The organism is Vasconcelosia minhoensis LEGE 07310 (genome assembly GCF_015207255.1).
Lineage (GTDB): Bacteria > Cyanobacteriota > Cyanobacteriia > Phormidesmidales > Phormidesmidaceae > Vasconcelosia > Vasconcelosia minhoensis.
Map to the genome: position 1 here is coordinate 1 of NZ_JADEXG010000013.1, position 20,332 is coordinate 20,332.

General features: G+C 55.9%; 18 protein-coding genes. 13 read left to right on the forward strand and 5 right to left on the reverse strand.

The genetic code is table 11. The annotated features are described in order from the left end of the window. Positions 1-213: 213 nt before the first annotated feature. The 8 genes from chlP to IQ241_RS07500 all read left to right on the forward strand — a co-directional run bounded on the left by chlP (position 214) and on the right by IQ241_RS07500 (position 6,848). Entirely contained in the window at positions 214-1,437 is a 1,224-nt protein-coding gene (gene chlP, locus IQ241_RS07465) for a geranylgeranyl reductase (protein ID WP_193905798.1), read from the forward strand. Positions 1,438-1,680: 243 nt separating this feature from the next. Further along, a complete protein-coding gene (locus tag IQ241_RS07470; protein ID WP_193905799.1) occupies positions 1,681-2,004 on the forward strand; it encodes an urease subunit gamma in 324 nt (107 codons plus the stop codon). Then, positions 2,001-2,393 carry an urease subunit beta gene (locus IQ241_RS07475; protein ID WP_193905800.1) on the forward strand — a complete coding sequence of 131 codons (393 nt, stop codon included), beginning with the start codon at positions 2,001-2,003 and terminating at the stop codon, positions 2,391-2,393. The genes IQ241_RS07470 and IQ241_RS07475 overlap by 4 nt, the downstream gene beginning before the upstream one ends. Positions 2,394-2,404: 11 nt before the next feature. Then, entirely contained in the window at positions 2,405-4,111 is a 1,707-nt protein-coding gene (gene ureC, locus IQ241_RS07480; RefSeq protein ID WP_193905801.1) for an urease subunit alpha, read from the forward strand. Between the two features lie 4 nt (positions 4,112-4,115). Continuing rightward, on the forward strand, positions 4,116-4,763 hold the full coding sequence (gene ureG / locus IQ241_RS07485) for an urease accessory protein UreG (RefSeq protein ID WP_193905802.1): 648 nt from the start codon (positions 4,116-4,118) through the stop codon (positions 4,761-4,763). Continuing rightward, complete coding sequence (locus IQ241_RS07490; RefSeq protein WP_193905803.1) at positions 4,764-5,630, forward strand: urease accessory protein UreD; 867 nt, start codon at positions 4,764-4,766, stop codon at positions 5,628-5,630. Next, complete coding sequence (locus IQ241_RS07495; RefSeq protein WP_193905804.1) at positions 5,627-6,154, forward strand: urease accessory protein UreE; 528 nt, start codon at positions 5,627-5,629, stop codon at positions 6,152-6,154. The genes IQ241_RS07490 and IQ241_RS07495 overlap by 4 nt, the downstream gene beginning before the upstream one ends. Then, complete coding sequence (locus IQ241_RS07500) at positions 6,144-6,848, forward strand: urease accessory protein UreF (RefSeq protein WP_193905805.1); 705 nt, start codon at positions 6,144-6,146, stop codon at positions 6,846-6,848. The genes IQ241_RS07495 and IQ241_RS07500 overlap by 11 nt, the downstream gene beginning before the upstream one ends. A gap of 197 nt (positions 6,849-7,045) precedes the next feature. Here IQ241_RS07500 and urtE read toward each other — a convergent pair whose 3' ends face one another. The 5 genes from urtE to IQ241_RS07525 all read right to left on the reverse strand — a co-directional run bounded on the left by urtE (position 7,046) and on the right by IQ241_RS07525 (position 12,142). Then, positions 7,046-7,732, reverse strand: a complete 687-nt coding sequence (urtE, locus tag IQ241_RS07505; protein WP_193905860.1) for an urea ABC transporter ATP-binding subunit UrtE — start codon at positions 7,730-7,732, stop codon at positions 7,046-7,048. A gap of 37 nt (positions 7,733-7,769) precedes the next feature. Next, a complete protein-coding gene (gene urtD / locus IQ241_RS07510) occupies positions 7,770-8,525 on the reverse strand; it encodes an urea ABC transporter ATP-binding protein UrtD (protein ID WP_193905806.1) in 756 nt (251 codons plus the stop codon). A 41-nt stretch (positions 8,526-8,566) separates the two neighbouring features. Beyond that, positions 8,567-9,679 (reverse strand): urea ABC transporter permease subunit UrtC, encoded by a 1,113-nt coding sequence (gene urtC, locus IQ241_RS07515; protein WP_193905807.1) that lies wholly within the window; start codon positions 9,677-9,679, stop codon positions 8,567-8,569. Between the two features lie 41 nt (positions 9,680-9,720). Continuing rightward, entirely contained in the window at positions 9,721-10,710 is a 990-nt protein-coding gene (gene urtB / locus IQ241_RS07520; RefSeq protein WP_228021475.1) for an urea ABC transporter permease subunit UrtB, read from the reverse strand. A gap of 61 nt (positions 10,711-10,771) precedes the next feature. Continuing rightward, complete coding sequence (locus tag IQ241_RS07525; RefSeq protein ID WP_228021476.1) at positions 10,772-12,142, reverse strand: ABC transporter substrate-binding protein; 1,371 nt, start codon at positions 12,140-12,142, stop codon at positions 10,772-10,774. A gap of 436 nt (positions 12,143-12,578) precedes the next feature. Here IQ241_RS07525 and IQ241_RS07530 point away from each other — a divergent pair, with 436 nt between their 5' ends. From IQ241_RS07530 to IQ241_RS07550, 5 genes are all read left to right on the forward strand, one after another. Next, positions 12,579-15,401: an ATP-binding protein gene (locus IQ241_RS07530; protein ID WP_228021477.1), complete on the forward strand. Its 2,823-nt coding sequence runs from the start codon at positions 12,579-12,581 to the stop codon at positions 15,399-15,401. 362 nt (positions 15,402-15,763) lie between these two features. Beyond that, complete coding sequence (locus tag IQ241_RS07535; protein ID WP_193905809.1) at positions 15,764-16,843, forward strand: MarR family transcriptional regulator; 1,080 nt, start codon at positions 15,764-15,766, stop codon at positions 16,841-16,843. 294 nt (positions 16,844-17,137) lie between these two features. Then, entirely contained in the window at positions 17,138-18,223 is a 1,086-nt protein-coding gene (locus tag IQ241_RS07540) for an aliphatic amidase (RefSeq protein ID WP_193905810.1), read from the forward strand. Positions 18,224-18,350: 127 nt separating this feature from the next. Further along, on the forward strand, positions 18,351-19,889 hold the full coding sequence (locus IQ241_RS07545; protein ID WP_193905811.1) for a tubulin-like doman-containing protein: 1,539 nt from the start codon (positions 18,351-18,353) through the stop codon (positions 19,887-19,889). 13 nt (positions 19,890-19,902) lie between these two features. After that, positions 19,903-20,229 carry a hypothetical protein gene (locus IQ241_RS07550; RefSeq protein WP_193905812.1) on the forward strand — a complete coding sequence of 109 codons (327 nt, stop codon included), beginning with the start codon at positions 19,903-19,905 and terminating at the stop codon, positions 20,227-20,229. The last annotated feature ends 103 nt before the right edge of the window (positions 20,230-20,332 follow it).

The window sequence follows — 20,332 nt, forward strand, 5'->3', positions numbered from 1 at the left end:
GGGAATAAGGGAATGGGGAAATAGGGGGGTTGAGGCGGGAGGTTGCTCTTGATGATAGTTCATAGATACTGTCTGGGCTGCTGGAGCTGCGGCGGTGTCGTTATGTAAAACTGTGTTTCATTTAAGTTACATCTGCGGAGTCCTTACTGCCCGGTTCAAATCAGCGTGATACGATTCATCTCGTAGCTTTTACGTGTTGTGGAGAAAAAGCCCTTGGTACTTCGGGTCGCAGTTGTCGGATCGGGTCCGGCTGGCTCCTCTGCCGCTGAGACGTTGGCAAAAGCGGGGATTGAAACCTTCCTGTTTGAGCGCAAGTTGGATAATGCTAAGCCCTGCGGTGGGGCCATTCCCCTCTGTATGGTCGATGAGTTTGACCTACCGCCGGAGATCATCGATCGGCGGGTGCGCAAGATGAAGATGATCTCGCCTTCCAACGTTGAAGTGAACATCGGCCAGACGCTCAAGGACGATGAATATATCGGCATGTGCCGCCGTGAGGTGCTCGACGGGTTCCTCAGAGACCGCGCCGCTAAGTCGGGCGCGAAGCTGATCAACGGCACCGTCCATAAGCTAGACATTCCAGACAGCGATAAAGCGCCCTACACCCTGCACTATGCCGACCACAGCAACGGCAGCCTGCAAGGGGAGGCTCGGTCTCTACAGGTGGATATGGTGGTGGGCGCTGACGGCGCTAATTCGCGGGTGGCCCGGGCGATTGACGCGGGTGACTACAACTATGCGATCGCGTTCCAGGAGCGCATCCGCCTGCCCGACGCCAAGATGGCCTACTACGAAGACCTGGCTGAAATGTACGTGGGCGGCGATGTCTCCCCAGACTTCTATGCCTGGGTGTTCCCCAAGTATGACCATGTGGCCGTCGGTACCGGCACAATGAAGCCCAACCAGGCTCGAATTAAGCAGCTCCAGGCGGGCATCCGGGCTCGGGCGGCCAAGCGACTGGAAGGCGGCGAAATTATCAAGGTGGAAGCGCATCCGATTCCTGAGCATCCCAGACCGCGCCGGGTGGTGGGCCGGGTTGCCCTGGTGGGGGACGCGGCGGGGACGGTGACCAAGTCTTCCGGCGAAGGCATCTACTTCGCGGCCAAGTCGGCCCGGATGTGTGCTGAAACTATCGTTGAATTTTCCAACGGCGGCCAGCGGGCGCTGAGTGAAGACGAGCTGAAAATCTATCTCCAGCGCTGGGATAAAAAGTACGGCCTCACCTACAAGGTGCTGGATATTCTCCAGTCTGTCTTCTACCGCTCCGATGCCGCCCGCGAGGCGTTTGTCGAAATGTGCTCCGACATTGACGTGCAGAAGCTCACCTTCGACAGCTACCTCTATAAGACGGTGGTTCCGGCTAATCCCCTGACTCAGCTCAAGATTACGGCTAAAACCGTCGGCAGCCTGCTCCGGGGTCACGCCCTAGCCCCTTAAGGCGGCGCAAATCTAAGCGATCGCAAGGTTATGCAACAAAAGTCCGGCTTTCTTCTAGAGGCCGGATTTTTGTTGGGAATTCACCCATCGCGCTACCGAAAACAGAGCCCCATTATCTCCTAGCAAAGCGTTTGCGGGCCAGGTTTTGACCCAACCTGATTAAGGCAATTTAATCTGTAGTCCATGGACAGAATTTACTGATTGAATGCTCTACAGTTGCGGTCTGGTTAGAGTTGTTGGCCTATGTACTTGACGCCTAAGGAACAGGAACGCTTAACCCTCTTCACCGCTGCCGAGCTTGCCCGACGCCGTAAAGCACGCGGTATCAGGCTAAATGTGCCCGAGGCAACTGCCTATATTGCCGATTATGTGGTGGAAGGGGCGAGAGAGGATAAATCTGTAGCGCAGCTGATGTCAGAAGGCGCAACGCTGCTGACCGAAGCAGATGTGCTGCCTGGCGTTGTGGCCTTAATGCCGCTGATTCAGGTAGAAGCGCATTTTGCCGACGGCACCAAGCTGATCAGCATTCACAATCCCATCCGCGCCGTAGAGAGGCAAGGATCATGACGAAGCAGCCCAGCGCGACTGTTCCGGGCGCTATTCTCTGCGCAGCGGGGACACTGGAACTCAATGCCAATCGTACCCAAAAAGAATTAACCGTCGCCAACAGAGGCGATCGCCCAATCCAAATTGGTTCTCACTTTCACTTTTTTGAAGTCAACCGGGCTTTGCAGTTTGACCGACCTACGGCCTATGGCTTTCGGTTGGACATTCCCGCTGGAACGGCGGTTCGCTTTGAACCGGGAGATACTAAAACCGTAAATTTGGTGGCTATGGCTGGCGATCGCACGGTCCGGGGATTGAACAATTTGGTCAACGGTGCGCTAGACGATGCTGACGTGCGGGCGAACGCGATGGAACAGCTGCAAACGCTAGGTTTCAGTGATCAGGGGTAGAAAGGTTGAAGATGGAAATTAGTCGCGATCGCTATGCCGAACTGTTTGGTCCCACGACGGGCGATCGCATCCGTCTGGGAGACACTTCTCTGATCGTAGAAGTGGAGCGAGACACCACGGTCTACGGAGACGAATGCGTCTTCGGCGGCGGCAAAACCTTGCGAGACGGCCTGGGGATGGCGGCAGGCGTCACCGCAGCGGCGGGCGCGTTAGACCTGGTCATTACTAACGTGGTGCTAATCGACCCGGTCCAGGGCATCGTGAAAACCGACATTGGCATTAAAGACGGCAAAATTGTCGGCATTGGCAAAGCGGGGAATCCGGGCATTATGGCGGGAGTTGCGCCCAATCTGATGATCAGCGCCAATACGGATGTGAAAGCCGGGGAAGGGCTGATTGCCACCCCCGGCGGCATCGACTGCCACGTCCACTTTGACAGCGTCGGACTCTGTGCAGAAGCGCTTTCTAGCGGCTTAACCACCATGCTGGGCGGCGGCCTCGGCCCGGTGACGGTGGGAATTTGCTCCAGCGGTGCCCACAATCTGGGAATGATGCTGCGGGCCTCAGAGGGGTTTCCGATTAACTTTGGCTTTTTGGGTAAAGGCAGCTCTAGCTTGCCCGCCAGCCTGGTAGAGCAGGTTGAAAACGGCGCAATGGGGCTGAAAATTCACGAAGATTGGGGCGCGATGCCCGCCCTGATCGACACCTGCCTCTCGGTAGCGGATGAGTACGACTTTCAGGTCAAGATCCATACCGATACGCTAAACGAGTCGGGCTATGTCGAAGACACCCTCGCGGCGATTAACGGTCGCACGATTCACACTTACCACACCGAGGGAGCAGGCGGCGGCCATGCGCCCGACATCATCAAAGTCGCCGCCTATCCCCACTGCCTCACCTCGTCTACCAATCCCACCAATCCCTACACCGTCAACACCTTTGATGAGCATCTGGATATGGTGATGGTCTGCCATCATCTCAATCCTAAGGTGCCAGAGGATGTGGCCTTTGCAGAGTCCCGAATTCGGGCGGAAACCATCGCTGCCGAAGATATTCTCCACGATATGGGCGCTATCAGTATGCTGGGCTCCGACAGTCAGGGGATGGGGCGGATTGGAGAAGTGATCTGCCGGACCTGGCAGCTCGCCTCCAAGATGAAGGACCAGCGCGGCGCTTTGCCTGAAGATAGCGATCTCAATGACAACCATCGCGTCCTGCGCTATCTGGCCAAATACACCATCAATCCGGCCCGTACCTCGGGGATTGCCGACTATGTGGGGTCAATTGAACCCGGCAAAATGGCCGACCTAGTGCTCTGGCAGCCGGGATTTTTTGGCGTTAAGCCCGAGCTGATCATCAAAGCTGGATTCATTGCCTGGTCGCCGATGGGAGAATCCAACGCCTCGCTGATGACCTGCGAACCGATCCTCTATCGGCCCCAGTGGAGCAGCTTTGGCAGTGCGCCAGCGGCGACCTCCACCGGTTTTGTCACCCAGGCTGCCTTAGACAACGGGCTGGCGGAGCGGCTGGGCCTACGCAAAGCACTCCTGCCCGTGAAAGACACTCGTTCGCTCAGGAAGCAAGACATGCTGCACAATGACGTTTGCCCCGATATTGAAGTGGATCCCGATACGTTTCAGGTGCGGGTGAATGGGGAGCTGGCGACCTGTGAGCCGGTCAGCACCGTACCGCTGGGTCGGCTGTATTTTTTTAGGTAAAGCCATGACAGATGACATTCAATCCGCTGCCCGAGTTGGCATTGGTGGCCCCGTCGGCAGCGGCAAAACGGCTTTGTTGGAGGGACTGGTGCCGCGACTGATGCAGCAGGGCATCGAAGTCGCTGTTGTCACCAATGACTTACTCACCCAGGAAGACGCCGATCGCCTGCGGCGTAAGGGCTTTTTGCCATCGGAGCGAATTGTTGGGGTGGAGACCGGCAGCTGCCCTCACACGGCGATCCGAGAAGACCCAACGATGAATTTGCTAGCCGTCCAGGATCTGGAAAGGCTGATTCCTCAGCTCGATCTGGTGTTCATCGAAAGCGGCGGCGACAATCTCGCCTCTACCTTCAGCTATGACCTGGTAGACACCTACATTTTTGTGATTGACGTCGGCGCGGGGGATGATATTCCGCGTAAAAACGGCCCTGGCTTTATGCAGGCCGACCTGGTGGTCATTAACAAGGTCGATATTGCCCCCTATGTCGGAGCCGATTTAGCCGTCATTCGCCGGGAGGTCGCAGCGCGACGACGGGAGAAACCGGTCGCCTATACCAACTGCAAAACGGGAGAGGGGTTGGATCAGGTCGTCTATTTTATCTCAGAAACGGTGCTATTCCAGACCAGCCAAACTGCCGTAAAAGTCATCTGAATGGTTATCGTTAACGATCGTAACTTGATAACAACCCGACCTCAACTCGAATTACAGATCGGGTGCGATCGCAACTTCCAATCTTTCATTTCCCATCAGTATGCGGCCTATCCCTTTCGCCTATCGCGCTGCTTCCGGCTTGACACCGACCGTCCTCAGCGGGCCTACCTTTATCTGATGAATGCTTCTCCCGGCTTACTGGCCCAGGATAGGATTGAAACGACGATAAAGCTGAACGATTTTACTCAGCTCTATCTGACCGATCAGGCGGCACTCAAGGTTCACAGTATGCCTGCCAGCGGCACGTCAGCCCAGGTAGTTCAGCATATTCAGATTGGCAAAAAGGCCTGCCTGGAATATGTTCCAGAGCCAATTATCCTATATGCTGATGCGGAATTCAATCAGCGATCGCGTCTCACCTTGCATCCCACCGGCCAGCTGTTCTGGAGCGAAATCATTCTTCCCGGTCGGCTGGCTCGCCAGGAATGGTACCAGTTTCGACACTATCGCAGCCGTCTTCAGGTCGTTCATTCGGATGGAACGCCGCTCTTTACCGATGCGATGTTTTTGGCAGGACAGACAAATCCTTTCAAAGACCGACCGCTTTTTTCTGCGCTGCCCGCGATCGCAAATCTGATTACCGTCTTGCCAGAGACCGATTTAACCCCGCTGACAGATCTGCTCTCGTCCCACAGCCCCTCTGTTCAGCGGCTACAAGCCGAGCACTCGCGTTTGCCCAACTGTAATGGGCTATTGATTCGCGCGATCGCGGATAGCGCCAGCACGCTCAAAGCCTACATCCATTTTGTGCTGAATCAGATTCGCCAGCTCACCCAGCAAGCCCTGCTGCCGGAGGTGCCCAAATGACCGAACTGGTTTCTCACTATCTGGGTAATATCACGACGGATGCGGCCCTAGAGCAGCGGGTTCACCAGGCGCTGCATCGGGGGCAATGTCTGGAGCTGTATTTGGATGAGCGCGATCGCGTTAAGGGGCGAATTCATGCCCAGGCGCGGTCTGGCGAATCTATTGGCATTATTAAGGACCGCAGCTGGTCTCTAAAGCAGGGAGATGTTTTTGCAGCCAAAGCTGGCAAGCTGCTGCTGGTTCACTTGCAAAACTCGGGAATGCTGGTGTTGGACTGCTCCGGCATTGCAGCGGGTTATGAGCTGGCGCTGATTCATTTCGGCCACACCCTGGGAAATCATCACTGCCCCATCAGCATTCGAGATCAGAAAATCTATATTCAGCTCCAGGATAATCGCGCTCTGATTGAATCGCTCATTGACAGCTTTGCAATTCCCGGTCTGGAAATCGCCTACGACCCCCATCCGCCTGCCCTGGCCGCCATTCCTCCCCATTCTTCTATCCCTCACTATCATGACTGGTAACCGATCGGTCCTTGACTCCCGACTGGCCCTGATGCAGCTGTCAGATTCTTTCTTTCCCTCCGGTTCGTTTACCCTCTCCCATGGGCTGGAGTCCCTTGCCCACTCAGGCCAAATTCAGTCACCTCAGGACTTTCAAGACTTCCTGCATATCCTGCTCTATCAAAAAGTGGGCTCTTCTGACTTAGTGGCGCTGCTTCATGCTTACCAGGCCAGTCAGAGCGCAGCCTTGGATGAGATTCGACAGGCCGACCTCAGCCTGTTTGCCCAGACGCTGATTCAACCTGTGCGGGAGGCGCAGGGTAAAAGCGGTCGGGCTTTGCTGATGGTCGCGCGGTCTACCTGGCCCGATCGACAGCTGGACTGGCTAGCCGATCAGATCAGCGTAGGCCAATGTCACGGCCTGCATCCCGTTGTCTTTGCAGTCGTAGGCCGGGCGGCTGGGCTCGAACCGTCTGATATTCTGCTGGCCTATCTGCACAGCTTCGTTACCGGCCTCTGCGGGGCGGCGATTCGGTTGGGAGTCTTGGGCCATCTCAAAGCTCAGCTTGTGCTTAAAGCGATCGCGCCTGAGTTGGAAACCGTCATAGCTCAGGCGACCGATCTGACGCTGGAAGACATGTGGACCTGCACGCCCCTAATTGACATCGCTCAAATGGGCCATCAGCACCTGCCGCAGCGGCAGTTCATGACCTAAGGCACTGGCAATTAAATAGCGTACCGGTTCGCCCTCACCCTAAATCTCTCTCCCGAGGGGAGAGAGACTTTGAATCCGGCTCCCTTCTCCCCTCGGGAGAAGGGCTGGGGATGAGGGCTCCGGCGCTTACAGCTGGTGCGTTACTAACATGCACGTCCCCTCTCCCTCTATCTCTGGGAAACATTTCAGACGTCAATTTAGACAGCCAGGTACCGATGCAGCAGGTCGTTGGTGAGCTGCTCGGTGCTGCCCCGCTCGACGATCGCGCCTTTTTCCATGATGAAAAATTTCTGGGCCAGCTTGCGGGCAAACTCAATTTTTTGCTCGACCACCATGACGGTGATGCCCTTTTCTTCGTTAATTCGCTTCAGGGTATCTTCAATTTCCTGAACGATTGACGGCTGAATCCCTTCGGTCGGTTCGTCCAGCAGCATGATTTGGGGATTGCACATGAGGCCGCGCGCGATCGCGAGCTGCTGCTGCTGGCCGCCGCTGAGCAGGCCGCCCTGGCGGCTCAGATGGTCCGACAGCATGGGGAAAAAGTCAAAAATTTCGCTGGGAATCCGGTTTCCCTTCTTACCGCTCGCCGCAAACCCCATCTTCAGGTTATCCAGCACCGACAGGTAGGGAATGATCTCCCGCCCTTGGGGAATGTAGGCAATGCCCTGACGCGCCCGCTTATAGGTCGGCGCTTTGGTAATATCCTGACCGCCGAAGCTAATCGAGCCCTTAGTAGGCTGGTTGAGGCCGATGATGCTCCGCAGCAGCGTCGTCTTGCCAACACCGTTACGCCCCAGCAGGCAGACGATTTCGCCGCGATTTACCGCTAGGCTAATGTCAAACAGCACCGGCGTCTGACCATAGCCCACCGTCAGATCGCGCATTTCGAGCAGCGGCTGGGCAGCTCCATTCTGTTCCAACTCAAGCAGCTGTGCTGATGGCTTCACGACCTAAATAGACCTCGATGACTTCACGATTACTTTGGACCTCTTCCACCGACCCTTCGGCCAGTACGCTGCCCTGGTGCAAAACGACAATCCGCTCGGCAATCTGTTTGACAAACTCCATGTCATGCTCAATCACGACGACAGAGTGCGTCTGAGCAATACTTTTGATAATCTCGCCGGTCATCCGGGTCTCCTTAGCCGTCATCCCGGCGGTCGGCTCGTCTAATAGAACAATAGACGGGTCCTGGGCCAGCACCATGCCAATTTCGACCCACTGCTTCTGGCCGTGGGAGAGCGAGTCAACCTGCTCAAACGCCTGGTCAAGTAGGGTAGTCCGCTCGAGCACGTCATAGATCCGGCCCTTCTTGGCCTTGGTCAGCTTGGCCGTTATCGACGCCAGGATGCCGTGGGAGCCCTTCAGCGCCAGCAGTATGTTGTCAAACACGGTGAGCTGATTATAGACGTTGGGATTTTGGAACTTGCGGCCAACGCCCATGCGAGCGACCTGGTGGGGGCTCCGGTTGGTAATCTCCTTGCCCTGGTAAAAAACATGCCCCGAGGCCACCGGCGATTTTCCTACAATCGCGTCTAGCAGCGTGCTCTTTCCAGCCCCGTTCGGGCCAATAATGGTGACGATCTCGTTGTCATACACCTCTAGATTGACGCCTTTCAGCGCCTTGAAACCCGAGAAAACAACGTTTAGATCCTTAACCGATAAGACCGCATCCATGGATTAATCCCTCAGAAATTTAACCGAAATCGGGCGCGTCCTCAGGACTTTTGCTCAGACGGGGCACGGGGCGATATTCGAGTGGGCTTTGACAAGTTGGCCAGACTAAAGCGCTCGGGCAGCAGGCTCATCAGCCCGTTGGGGATAAACAGCACCACAACCAGCAGCAAAATACCCACAATCAGCTGCCAGTCCTGAGTCACCCGGTCGGCATAGTTTTGAAACTGGCCTAGCAAGATCGCCGCGATGAAAGGGCCAATCAGGGTGCCGCGACCGCCAATGGCCACCCAGATCACCACCTGAGTGCCAAAGGCCACGGCCAGATACACCGGCGAAATAAACCGGTTCAGCGGGACAAATAATCCCCCCGCCATGCCCGCCATCGCGGCGGAAAGCGTCCAGATAAAAATCTTGTACTGGGCCACGTCATAGCCCAGGAAAGCGATTCGCTTCTCATTTTCGTTAATCGAGCGCAGAACTAGGCCAAAGTTAGACTGGGTGAGCCACCAGCTCAGGGCCAGCACAAACGCGGCATAGGCCAGGATAATAAAATACAGCCCGATCGGTGGAATCTCACTGCCGAAAAAGCTCAGACTGCTGACATCTGTAATCCCGTTTGTCCCGCCCGTGTAAGCCTGCTGGCTGACGAAAAAGGTGGTCAGGGCCGACGCAATCGCCAGGGTAATAATCGTGATATAAACGCCGCTGACCTTAGAGCGAAAGATAAAATAGCCAATTATATAAGCAAACAGCGCTGGGACAGCAACCGTCGCCAACAGCGCAATCGGAAAATACTTCAGCGGAGCAATAAACCAGGGAAGTACCTCCAGGCCGTTCCAGACCATAAAGTCAGGAATATCTACCCCATAGGTGTTGGCGGCCGCTGAGAGGTTGAGCTTGAGGTAGTAGGCCGAGGCATAGCCCCCCAGGGTAAAGAATACCCCATGGGCAAAACTCAGAATGCCCGTAAAGCCCCAAACCAGGTCGAGGGAAACCGCCAGAGTGCCGAACAGCATCAGCTTTGACAGAAATGAGAGCTGAAACGTCCCTAAGACAAAGGGCAAAACCGCAAAGATTAGCAGGCCAATGAGGCTAATGATCACCAGCTTGGTTGGGAAAGTAGATTGCTTGTATCCCAGTACTGCGTTTGCCATTCTAAAAAATTCCCCAGATCAACAATTTTGCAAGCCGCAGGCTAGGCCCGCTTCTGCACGGTAAACAGACCCTCAGGTCGGTACCGAATCAGCACAATCACCGCTGCCAGCACAATCACCCGAGCTAGGGGATCGTTGAGCATGAAGGCAATAATGGCGTTGGATTCGCCAATCAGGAATGAGCCGGCCAGAATGCCGATTAGCTTATCGACCCCGCCGGTCACTACGACCATCCAGGCATCGACTAGGTAGTCCTGTCCCATGGGTGGAGCGACCGTCTTCAGCGCAGAAATCACCGCGCCAGCGACGCCCGCCAGCCCACAACCGTAGGCAAAGGTGCCCATGTCGATCAGCTTAGTATTGACACCCAGGCATTTGGCCATCTCCCGATTTTGGGTCACGGCCCGAATCTGGCGGCCCCAGGAGGTGCCATAGAATAGGAACATGGTCAGGGCCAGCAGAGCCAGGGCTACCGCAATGATGAAGAGCCGGTAGTAAGAAATCGCAATCGGCGATGTACCGGCCTCATTCGTCAAAAACGATAAATTTCCCGACAGGTAGGATGGAGCCCTGACGTACTTTAGCTCAGCCGTAAAGATCAGCTTAACCACCCCTTGCAGCACGATGCTGAGCCCCCAGGTGGCCAGCAGCGTTTCTAGCGGCCGACCGTAGAGCCGACGAATAATAGTCAGTTCCACAATCGCACCGATCAGCGCCGTGCCGATAAAGGCAAAGGGAATCGTCATCAGCAGGTCCATCTTGAAGAAATCCTGCATGACAAAGGTGACGTAGGCTCCCAGCATGATGAATTCGCCATGGGCCAGATTAATTATCCGCATCACGCCAAAGGTGATTGCCAGTCCCAACCCAGTCAAAAGCAAAATGCCAACAATGCCAATGCCGTTTAGGGCCTGATTCAGCAGCGCTATCCAGCTGATGCCCTCGGCGGCCGGGGCTGCTTCCTCAGCAAGTAAGAACAGCGATGACAGCATCGAAGTTAGCGAAAAATCTAGCATAGTCAAAACTGGCATAGTCAAAACCGGCTCTCAGCGGATGAACTCAATCTTCACAACAATCAGGCTGCCCGATTGACTAGGACTCAAGATACTGAGTCTCCAGGTCTTTGCCGGTCTCCTTAATCGGGTCGCTGCGATCGTCTGGCGAGGGATGTACGCAAGTCCGTCCTTTATACAGCACCTGACTCCAGGGGATTGGCTTCACCGCAGCGTCCGTTGAAAAGACAATATCGGCCTGCCCATCTTCTTTCCAGCGGCCAATCCGAGAGTAGAGGTAGGTGTGGTAGTTATCGGGATCGATCTTCACTCGGCCCTGGGGAGCGCTAAATTCCTGCCCGCGGGTGGCCGCTCGAATCGTTTCCGTATTCAGCTCTTCGCCAGCTTCTAGCGCATCTTTCATCGCCTGCGCCATGAAGAATGTTTGCAGATAGGCCGCTTCCATCACGCCGTTGGTAACGCGATCGCCCCCAAACATTTCCTTGAACTGCTCCACAAACGCCTTATTTTCAGGCGTATCAACGCTTTGAAAATAGTTAAAGCTGGTATAGTGCCCGGCTGCAAACTCAGGTCCCATCGCCTGAATTTCTTCCTCAGTCGTGGGATAGGCCATGATCGGAATGTCGTCTGCCGTGATCCCCGCGTCCTTATACTGCCGGTAGAAGGCGGGAATGCTGTCGCCGACCAGGTTGCTCAGCACAAAGTCGGGCTTGGCAGCCTTGATTTTATTGATAATGGTGATAAATTCTGTGGTGCCCAGCGCCGCGTATTCGTCACCGACGACCTGGCCGCCAGCCTGCTCCAGCTCTGCCTTAGCAATCCGATTGCTCTCTTTGGGATAGATGTAGTCAGACCCGATAAAAAAGCCCTTGGGGCCAAAGTTTTCGTAGGCGTAGGGAATTGAGTCGGTGATCTGCTGGTTGGGCGCAGCGCCGGTGTAGAAGACGTTGGAGCTGCATTCGTTGCCTTCGTAGTAGACCGGATAGTAGAGCAGAGAATTTTTCTCTTCAAACACCGGCAGCACCGACTTTCGGCTGGCCGAGGTGTAGCAGCCCAGCACGCAGACGACCTGGTCTTCCTCGATTAAACGCTTGGACATCTGGTTGTAGAGATCCCAGTCCGAGTTGGGGTTCACCACCACCTTCTGAATCTTACGGCCCGCGATCCCCTCGCCGTTAGCTTCCCAGGGTCCGGTGCCGGAATTGATTTGCTCGATTGCCAGGAAAGTTGCATCTTGAAGAGATTTTTCAACAATCGCGATCGTCCCGGTGGTGGAATACATCACCCCCACTTTAATCGGATTTTCCCCCAGGTCAGCGGCCTCGTCAGACCCGCCGGAGCTCGAAGATGTCCCCCCGCTGCAGGCCGCAATGACGCTGGCTCCCAGGGTCAGCGAGCCATACTGCAGAAATTTCCGCCGACTCGCTTTGACGATCATGTGCTTTGACATCTGCTTCCTCAATCTCCTCTAAAAATTTAGTAAAATCCATAGCCGCATAGACCAGCAGCCGCTTCTATCCCTACATAGCTCAACGCTGGAGCCGGTAGGACATAAATCCTAAAGTGCAACAGGTTAGGAAAAGTCAGCCATCCTGATAGAAAATTTCAGACCAAACCCAACTTTTGGGGAACGAAGCTTCAGTAGATGGAGTCTTCTGAATTAGACCTGTTTGCCTAAGGTCAGCGACGTCTCAGCTACCTGGTTCAGGCCCTAAACTAAAGCTATCAAACCTTCATCTCAGCCAAAATAGCCTGAGTGACAAGTTTTGAGATGCGCGGCCCATTTCTATGGATGAATCATAGAGAATGCGTTCACGGTGATTTGTATCATTAGCTACTAATCATAAATTGTTTGACTCGGCCAGGGGCTGCGCTAAGGTCATAGGATGACGCACGATCCTAGCGCGATGGCAGGCCAGCCGCGTTCCAAAATTGTTGAAGCTAGACGGGACTATAACACCTGGGTCGCCACAGAGACGCTGGAAGATTACGCGCTGCGGTTTACCCCCCGGTCGTTTCGCAAATGGCCCGAGTGGCTGGTGGCGAATACGGCCACCGGCGGACTGTCGTTTCTCGCATTGGAAGCGATCGGCGGCTCGCTGGCGATCAGCTATGGGTTTGCCAATTCTTTCTGGGCAATTACGGTCGTCGGCACAATTATTTTTCTAACCGGCCTGCCGATTTCCTACTATGCGGCTAAATACCACGTCGATATTGATTTACTCACCCGGGGGGCGGGGTTTGGCTACATCGGCTCTACCCTGACCTCATTAATTTACGCCTCGTTTACCTTTATCTTTTTTGCCCTGGAAGCCGCCGTCATGGCCCAGGCGCTAGAGCTGTACTTTCACCTGGCGCTGTGGATCGGCTACATCGTCTGCTCTCTAGTGATCATTCCGCTCGTCTTCTTTGGCGTCACCCTAATCAACCGGCTCCAGCTTTGGACGCAGCCCATCTGGCTGGCGCTGCTGATTGCACCCTATGTCTGCATTCTTTACAAAGAACCCCAAGCGTTCTCAAACTGGGTGCATTTTGCCGGAACCTCCCGCAGCGGCGCTGGGTTCGATCCCCTACTGTTTGGCACGGCTGCGACCGTTTCCTTTGCGCTGATTGCCCAGATTGGCGAGCAGGTAGACTACCTACGGTTTTTGCCCGACTCCGAGGAAATCCACCCGGCCAAATGGTGGCTAGCCGTAATCCTGGCCGGTCCCGGCTGGATTCTTATAGGCTGTGCCAAGCAGCTGGGCGGCGCCTTTTTGGCAACGCTGGCGCTGGCCCACGGCATCGGGCTGGCCCGGGCGAATGAGCCCACCCAGATGTACCGGGTCGGCTTTGAGTACGTTTTTGCTAACCCGGAGACGGCGCTGGCAGTGACGGTTTTATTCGTAATTCTTTCCCAGGTCAAAATCAACGTCACCAATGCCTACGCTGGCTCCCTCGCCTGGTCCAACTTTTTTTCGCGGCTCACTCACAGCCATCCGGGCCGTGTGGTGTGGCTGGTGTTCAACGTCGCGATCGCGCTGATGATGATGGAACTCGGCGTCTTCTCCACCCTAGAGGCCGTGCTGGGGCTATACTCCAACGTCGCGATCGCCTGGGTCGGGGCGCTGGTCGCTGATCTGGTGATCAATAAGCCGCTGGGGCTGAGCCCGCCCCAGATTGAATTTAAGCGAGCCTATCTCTATAACGTTAATCCGGTCGGCGTAGGGGCTACCCTGATCGCCTCCCTGGTCGCCATGGCGGCTTTTTTGGGTCTCTTTGGGCCAACAGCCAAAGCCTTTTCTGCCTTCATTGCCCTGGGTCTGGCGCTGCTGCTGGCTCCCGCGATCGCGCTGATCACCCGAGGTAAATACTACATTGCCCGCGAGGAAACGCTCTCAGCCGCCGAGGCACACCAGTGCTGCATCTGCCGCCAGACCTACGAACGGCAGGACATGGCCTTTTGCCCGGTGTATGACAATCCGATTTGCTCCCTCTGCTGCACCCTGGAGGCCAGCTGTGACGATATCTGCAAGCATTCCCAGGAGACCCCAAGCGGCCAGCCGGTAGACCTCTCCCAGGCTCCGCTCCGGCGCATTTTTCGCGATAAGCTATCGCCGCAGCTGGGCCAGCGGCTGCTCCGATTTCTGCTGGTCAGCCTGCTGCTGTCGAGCCTGGTGGGGGGCACCCTGGGCTGCATCTACTATCAGCAGGTCGTTTCTGTGCCCGACCTGCCCGCGATCGCGGCTCAGCGGCTGACGGCCACCCTGGTTGAAGCGTTTGCAGTTTTCTTTGTGCTGATTAGCATCGGCAGCTGGTGGCTGGTGCTCACCCAGGAAAGTCGCCGCCTGGCCCAGGACGAGCTGGATAAGCAAAACCTCCAGCTCCAGCAGGAGATTCAAGAGCGCCAGCTGGCAGAGACCCAGCTGAATGAAAAAGCCCAGCAGCTGGAAAAAACGTTGGACAGCCTGCGCCAGGCTGAAGACCAGCTGATTCAGACCGAAACGATGGCAGCGCTGGGCCGTTTGGTGGCAGGGATTGCCCATGAGATCAACACGCCGATCGGGATTGGGGTAACGGCGACCTCACTGCTAATGGAGAAGACCCGCGCCTTTTCCAACCGGTTTGCCCGGGGCGCGATGCGGCGATCGGACCTGGAAAAATTTTTGGCGACGGCGGAGCAGAGCAGCAAAATGGCGCTGACCAACCTGGAACGAGCCGCCGAGCTGATCCAGAGCTTCAAGCAGGTGGCAGTGGATCAGTCCAGCGAGTCTAAGCGCATTTTCAACGTTAAAAGCTATTTGGAAGAAGTGCTGCTACAGCTCAGCCCCAAGCTCAAGTCAACCCAGTACCGAGTGGAGATTCAGGGAAATGCTCACATCAGCCTGTACAGCTACCCCGGCGCGTTTGCTCAAATCGTCACTAATTTAGTCATGAACTCGGTTCTCCATGCCTTTGGGCCGGCAGCGGCAGGCGCGATCGCGTTTGAATTTGATCAGCGCGACCAGCAGTTTGTCCTGATCTACCGCGACGACGGCCAGGGCATTCCGGCGAAAAACCTGGGTAAAATCTTCGAGCCGTTTTTTACCACCAAGCGCGCCCAGGGCGGCAGCGGGCTGGGGCTGCACATTGTCTACAACCTGGTGACGCGCAAGCTGGAGGGGAAAATTCGCTGTGACAGTCAGCCCGGCCAGGGAACGCAGTTTACAATCGAACTGCCCTTGGCGTGATTTCAGAAATTCATTCCTTGTGTATGTATAACTTCTGAAAAGCTTATCTTGACTGCGTTTTACCTACTCTGCGAGCAGCCGCTTTGACCCTCATTCTAAATCCTTCTCCCAGAACGGGAGAAGGACTTTGAGTTGGTCAGCTTTCATAGCCCAAATGAGCTTTATAATCTGTAAAAGCTTTGCAGCATAAGCTCTTGCTCCCCTTCTCCCCGCTTGGGAGAAGGGGCTGGGGGATGAGGGCCACTAGGATGTTCAGCTAGCTTTAAACTTGTGTGAACGTAGTAGCCAGATTTAGGGAATCAAGCGGGTTACTGAAGCCAATCAATTCACGCAGATTACTAAAACTATATTCAAGATTCGCTATGCCCCAGCCGACATCCCCTGCTCCGCTCCGGCCCGAGCACACCAGCCCAATTCAGGACGACGAAATTCAGTTTGCCGAAGAAACCGAAGACGAGCGGCCGGAAAGCAGCTGGAAAATCCTAATCGTCGATGATGAGGCGGAAGTTCACGAAATCACCAAGCTGGCCCTGGATGACGTTACCTTCGAGGGCCGCTCCCTCAGCTTTATCAGCGCCTATTCCGCCCGGCAGGCCAAAGCATTAATCCAGGCCTATCCCGACATCGCCATTATCTTTCTGGACGTAGTGATGGAAACCGAGGATGCCGGACTGGCGCTAATTAACTACGTTCGCACAGAGCAGGACAACTCGACCACCCGGATTATTCTGCGTACCGGCCAGCCTGGGCAGGCCCCGGAAGATATCGTCGTGGTCAACTACGGCATCGACGACTATAAAACCAAGACCGAGCTCACCGCCCGGAAGCTCTTGATCTCGGTGATTACGGCGCTGAGAACCTATTCTGTGATGGTGCAGATGCTGGAGCAGGCCGCTCAGGATAGCCCGGCGGCAGGGCGAGAAGGGCAAATGGGTCAGCTGGCGGAAAAACTGCGATCGCGCCAGGGCGGTGGGGCGGGCGCGATCGCGGGTCCCCTCCACACCATGTCGATGGTCTCGCGCATTGCCCGCATGGTGCTGCGGATTATGGACGGGCAGTCTACCCAGCTAGGCATTTCCCAGTCAAAGCTAGCGGTTTTGATGTACCTCAGCAGCGAGCCCGAGGGCACCAGTCCTTCCACCCTAGCCAAACACTGCGGCGTATCGCGGGCGGCGATGACCGGCCTGCTGGATGGGCTCACCCAGGACAGCTACGTCGAGCGCACTGTCCACCCCTCCGATCGCCGCGCCTTGAGGGTGAAGCTGACGCCGGCGGGACGGCACTTTCTAGAGCAGATTGGCCCCCAGCAGGTCCAGATGTCTGAGCTGATGGAGTCGCTGGACCCGACCGAGCGCCAGACGCTGATGGAGCTGATGATGCGGTTTATCCGAGTCCTGGACGAGCAGCCTGAGCCAGCTCATGACTCGCCGGAAACTACTTAAGTAATGAATAGTTAACAAATTAACTATATGGTAGGTACGGATACAAACGGTTACGAGGTCAATCCCTACTGTTAGTTTATAGCGCTTAAGGCTTTTGATTTCTGAAGTCTTCAGCACCATTCGGATCTCGAAGCCGTCAGGGCTTCCAGATCTTCCAAGCAGGTTACGCGCGTTCGGAGCGCTCATAGCTGCCTAGCAACCAGGCTAGAGCAGGCGACACGGGTCTTAGGTCCTAAATCTTCCTCTATTCAACGCGAATCAGGAAGAGTTTGTAGATTCATTAAGAGGTCAATCATGGCTTACCACGGCGATATTTCATCCAGCGCAGATGCAGTCGGCGTTGCGGTTGTTAACTACAAGATGCCGCGTCTGCACACCCGGGCAGAGGTGATTGAAAATTGCAAAAACATTGCTTCTGTGATCGACGGGATGAAAGTGGGTCTGCCGGGGATGGATCTGGTGATCTTCCCAGAATATTCCACCCACGGCATCATGTACGACCATCAGGAAATGATGGATACGGCATCGGATATTCCCGGCCCGGAAACCGACATTTTTGCCGACGCCTGCATTCGCAACAAAACCTGGGGCGTCTTTTCCCTGACGGGCGAAAAGCACGAAGCCCATCCCCATAAGGTGCCCTACAACACGCTCATCCTGATGAACGACCAGGGTGAGATTGTTCAGAAATATCGCAAAATCATGCCCTGGTGCCCGATTGAGGGCTGGTATCCTGGCGGCTGCACCTATGTGTCTGAAGGTCCCAAGGGGCTGAAGGTGAGCCTGATCATCTGCGACGACGGCAACTATCCCGAAATCTGGCGCGACTGCGTGATGAAGGGGGCCGAGCTGGTAGTGCGCTGTCAGGGCTACATGTACCCGGCCAAGGAACAGCAGATTACCGTCGCCAAGGCCATGGCCTGGATGAACAACACCTATGTCGCGGTAGCTAACGCTGCGGGGTTTGACGGGGTTTATAGCTACTTCGGCCATTCTGCACTGGTCGGCTTTGACGGTCGCACCCTAGGCGAATGTGGCGAAGAAGAAAACGGCATTCAGTATGCTGCCCTGTCGAAGTTTGCGATTCGTGACTTCCGCAAAAACGCCCAGTCACAAAATCACCTGTTCAAGCTGCTCCATCGGGGCTATACCGGCACCATCAAGTCAGACGACGGCCCCGACGGTATGCAGGAATGTCCCTTTGACTTCTATCGCGAATGGGTCAACGATCCGCAGAAGTCGAAGGAGCGGGTTGAGGCGCTCACTCGATCTACGGCGGGCACTGCAGAATGTCCGATTGAGGGGATTCCCTCAGAGAAAGTGGCCAATCCGGTGAGCAAGCCGCAGCCGTCTACGGTTCCGGTCTCGGTGAAGGGATAGGTTAGAGAATCACTGACGAGATGCCAACGCAGCACTCTGGCCGACCTGCTCCAGCAGCGTTCACAGCCCGAGTGCCGCGTTCCAGCAGTCTTTTTTCTACAACAGCAGCAAACTAGAGGGTCTCATCATGGATGAACAGCGAGAAATGCTTCGCCTCAAGAAGCGCCTGGAAGCGCTGAAGCGGGGCGGAGTTCACCGGGTAAAGGATGAAGACCCAATGCCGACGGTGGTGCATCTTGTGGGCGTCGGCAAGGCAGGGGCTGATTTTATCGCCCAGACCATTCGCCAGGCCCCAGAAGATTTCTTAGCCGGCGATCGGACTCGATTTACGGCTCTAGCGGTAGACATTGGCGACCAGGATTTGACCGAAATAGCAGAGTTGGCTAAGACGCTGCCGAGCGATCGCGCCCAGGTCAGAACTGTTGGCCTGGAAGTTCCTACCCGTGACGAGCTATTCACCTCCCTGCGCCGCTATCGGGAATACCTGAAGCTGGAATATCCCCGCTACTACTGGAATCCCAACTACGAGCCCTGGCTGCCCGACAGCATTCAGATGCCCGAAGCTGGGGGGCATTTTCCCCGCGCGATCGCCAAGGCTATCTACGGCAAAGCCTACTACGACGGTGCCCGGACGCTCGACCAGGAGCTGGAGCTGTTTACGAAAAGCGTTGACGCTACCGCCTGTCAGTCCATCGTCTGCGTCGTGTTCGGCCTGGGCGGCGGCACCGGCAGCGGCATTGTCGTGGATTTGGCCCGGCATCTGTCGAACGTCAAGTTTGGCCGCCGTGCTCTGGTCATGGGCGTCGGCATTGCCCCCTGCGACGGCGACCCCGAGCACCACCGCGACAGCGCCCTGTTCCCCGTGCTGAACGAGCTGGACTGCATGTTAGACCAGGAGAAAAATCAGGGCGTCGTGCAGGTCTGGGGCGACCTCTACCGCAATCCCTTCACCGCCGGGTTTATGATGGTGCCGCAAAAGCCCGCCTGGCAGGAGACGCAGGATCTGGCCGCGACGCAGAAAGCGGTGGATAGCGAGCTGGCTTCCTTTTTTACCCGTAACCAGGGGCTAGAAATTTACGAAACCCTGAGGCTGCTCAACTGGGTCGGCGCACCACCTTCGCAGCATACGGCAGCCCGCAGTCAGTACGGCGATCGCTGGGTGCATCTGTTTGGTGCCATCGATCCTGAGAGTACGGCGGAAATACTGCCCGACCGGCTTGGACTCAAGGCCGACAGCTTCTCGACGGACTTCTTCGAGCTGCGGGCGGCGGTTCCCGAGAGCGCCAATCTGGATGAGAAGCTGGCCGATATCGCTAGCAAGATGAACAGCGCCTTTTCGCCCATCCTGGAGCCGGAGGTGATCCAGTCTGCCAGCGACGAGACTCATATTCAGTTTGTCATTCCCGGCGCTAAGAAGACGGACCTGGAACTGTTCTTTGAGGCTCGCCTGGAGTACGACGGCAAAATGTGGGATGAGAAGCTGCTCCAGCATTCCTGGCTTTTAGAGCTGGGGGTGATGCTGTCGGAACCGGCGATTCGGTTTGAGGGGATGGCCGGGGAATGTCTGTGGGGCTGCGCCTGCTGGGTCGTCGTGCCCTACGAGGCAATTCGGGGCGAGAGTCTAGAAGGAATTCGCGACAAGCTTGAGCAAATTGTCACCGCATAGGGGGACTATAACAATGCCGCTGGATTGGTCAGTCGTCAGTCAGAGATACGCCAACGGGGCCGAGGTGCCAACCGTTGCGGGGAACAAGATCCTTCAGGTCACCGGGGCAGACGATCAGAAGATTTACATTAAATCGCCGCTCTGGACGGCCAGTCTGAGCCGGGAAAATTTGGAAAAGGGCGTCACCCTGATTGAGGAAGGACTAATCGATCGGGAACCGGGACAGTTTGTAGAAGACTATCGGATTTATGTTGCCGATGAGCGGGCGACTTCGGCGGCCCATATTCTCAAGGATTTGGGGATTCTGACGGAAGATACGGGCTACTATCCGACCTGCTAAGCGATTAACTTTATCGGCTGGAAAACAAGCAGCAGTTTTAACTTTTTGCAGGGGTCTCCAGACCTTCAATCCTGGAGGCTTTGACTTCAGTTTTTTTCTCATT

Coding starts and splice junctions, on each gene's coding strand:
- urtD (WP_193905806.1), bottom strand. CDS start 8,525: ATGGATGCGGTCTTATCGGTTAAGGATCTAAACGTTGTTTTCTCGGGT.
- urtC (WP_193905807.1), bottom strand. CDS start 9,679: ATGGCAAACGCAGTACTGGGATACAAGCAATCTACTTTCCCAACCAAG.
- IQ241_RS07530 (WP_228021477.1), top strand. CDS start 12,579: ATGACGCACGATCCTAGCGCGATGGCAGGCCAGCCGCGTTCCAAAATT.
- IQ241_RS07540 (WP_193905810.1), top strand. CDS start 17,138: ATGGCTTACCACGGCGATATTTCATCCAGCGCAGATGCAGTCGGCGTT.
- IQ241_RS07550 (WP_193905812.1), top strand. CDS start 19,903: ATGCCGCTGGATTGGTCAGTCGTCAGTCAGAGATACGCCAACGGGGCC.
- IQ241_RS07470 (WP_193905799.1), top strand. CDS start 1,681: ATGTACTTGACGCCTAAGGAACAGGAACGCTTAACCCTCTTCACCGCT.
- IQ241_RS07525 (WP_228021476.1), bottom strand. CDS start 12,142: ATGTCAAAGCACATGATCGTCAAAGCGAGTCGGCGGAAATTTCTGCAG.
- urtE (WP_193905860.1), bottom strand. CDS start 7,732: ATGCGCGATCTGACGGTGGGCTATGGTCAGACGCCGGTGCTGTTTGAC.
- IQ241_RS07545 (WP_193905811.1), top strand. CDS start 18,351: ATGGATGAACAGCGAGAAATGCTTCGCCTCAAGAAGCGCCTGGAAGCG.
- IQ241_RS07475 (WP_193905800.1), top strand. CDS start 2,001: ATGACGAAGCAGCCCAGCGCGACTGTTCCGGGCGCTATTCTCTGCGCA.
- ureC (WP_193905801.1), top strand. CDS start 2,405: ATGGAAATTAGTCGCGATCGCTATGCCGAACTGTTTGGTCCCACGACG.
- IQ241_RS07500 (WP_193905805.1), top strand. CDS start 6,144: ATGACTGGTAACCGATCGGTCCTTGACTCCCGACTGGCCCTGATGCAG.
- ureG (WP_193905802.1), top strand. CDS start 4,116: ATGACAGATGACATTCAATCCGCTGCCCGAGTTGGCATTGGTGGCCCC.
- IQ241_RS07495 (WP_193905804.1), top strand. CDS start 5,627: ATGACCGAACTGGTTTCTCACTATCTGGGTAATATCACGACGGATGCG.
- urtB (WP_228021475.1), bottom strand. CDS start 10,710: ATGCCAGTTTTGACTATGCTAGATTTTTCGCTAACTTCGATGCTGTCA.
- IQ241_RS07490 (WP_193905803.1), top strand. CDS start 4,764: ATGGTTATCGTTAACGATCGTAACTTGATAACAACCCGACCTCAACTC.
- IQ241_RS07535 (WP_193905809.1), top strand. CDS start 15,764: ATGCCCCAGCCGACATCCCCTGCTCCGCTCCGGCCCGAGCACACCAGC.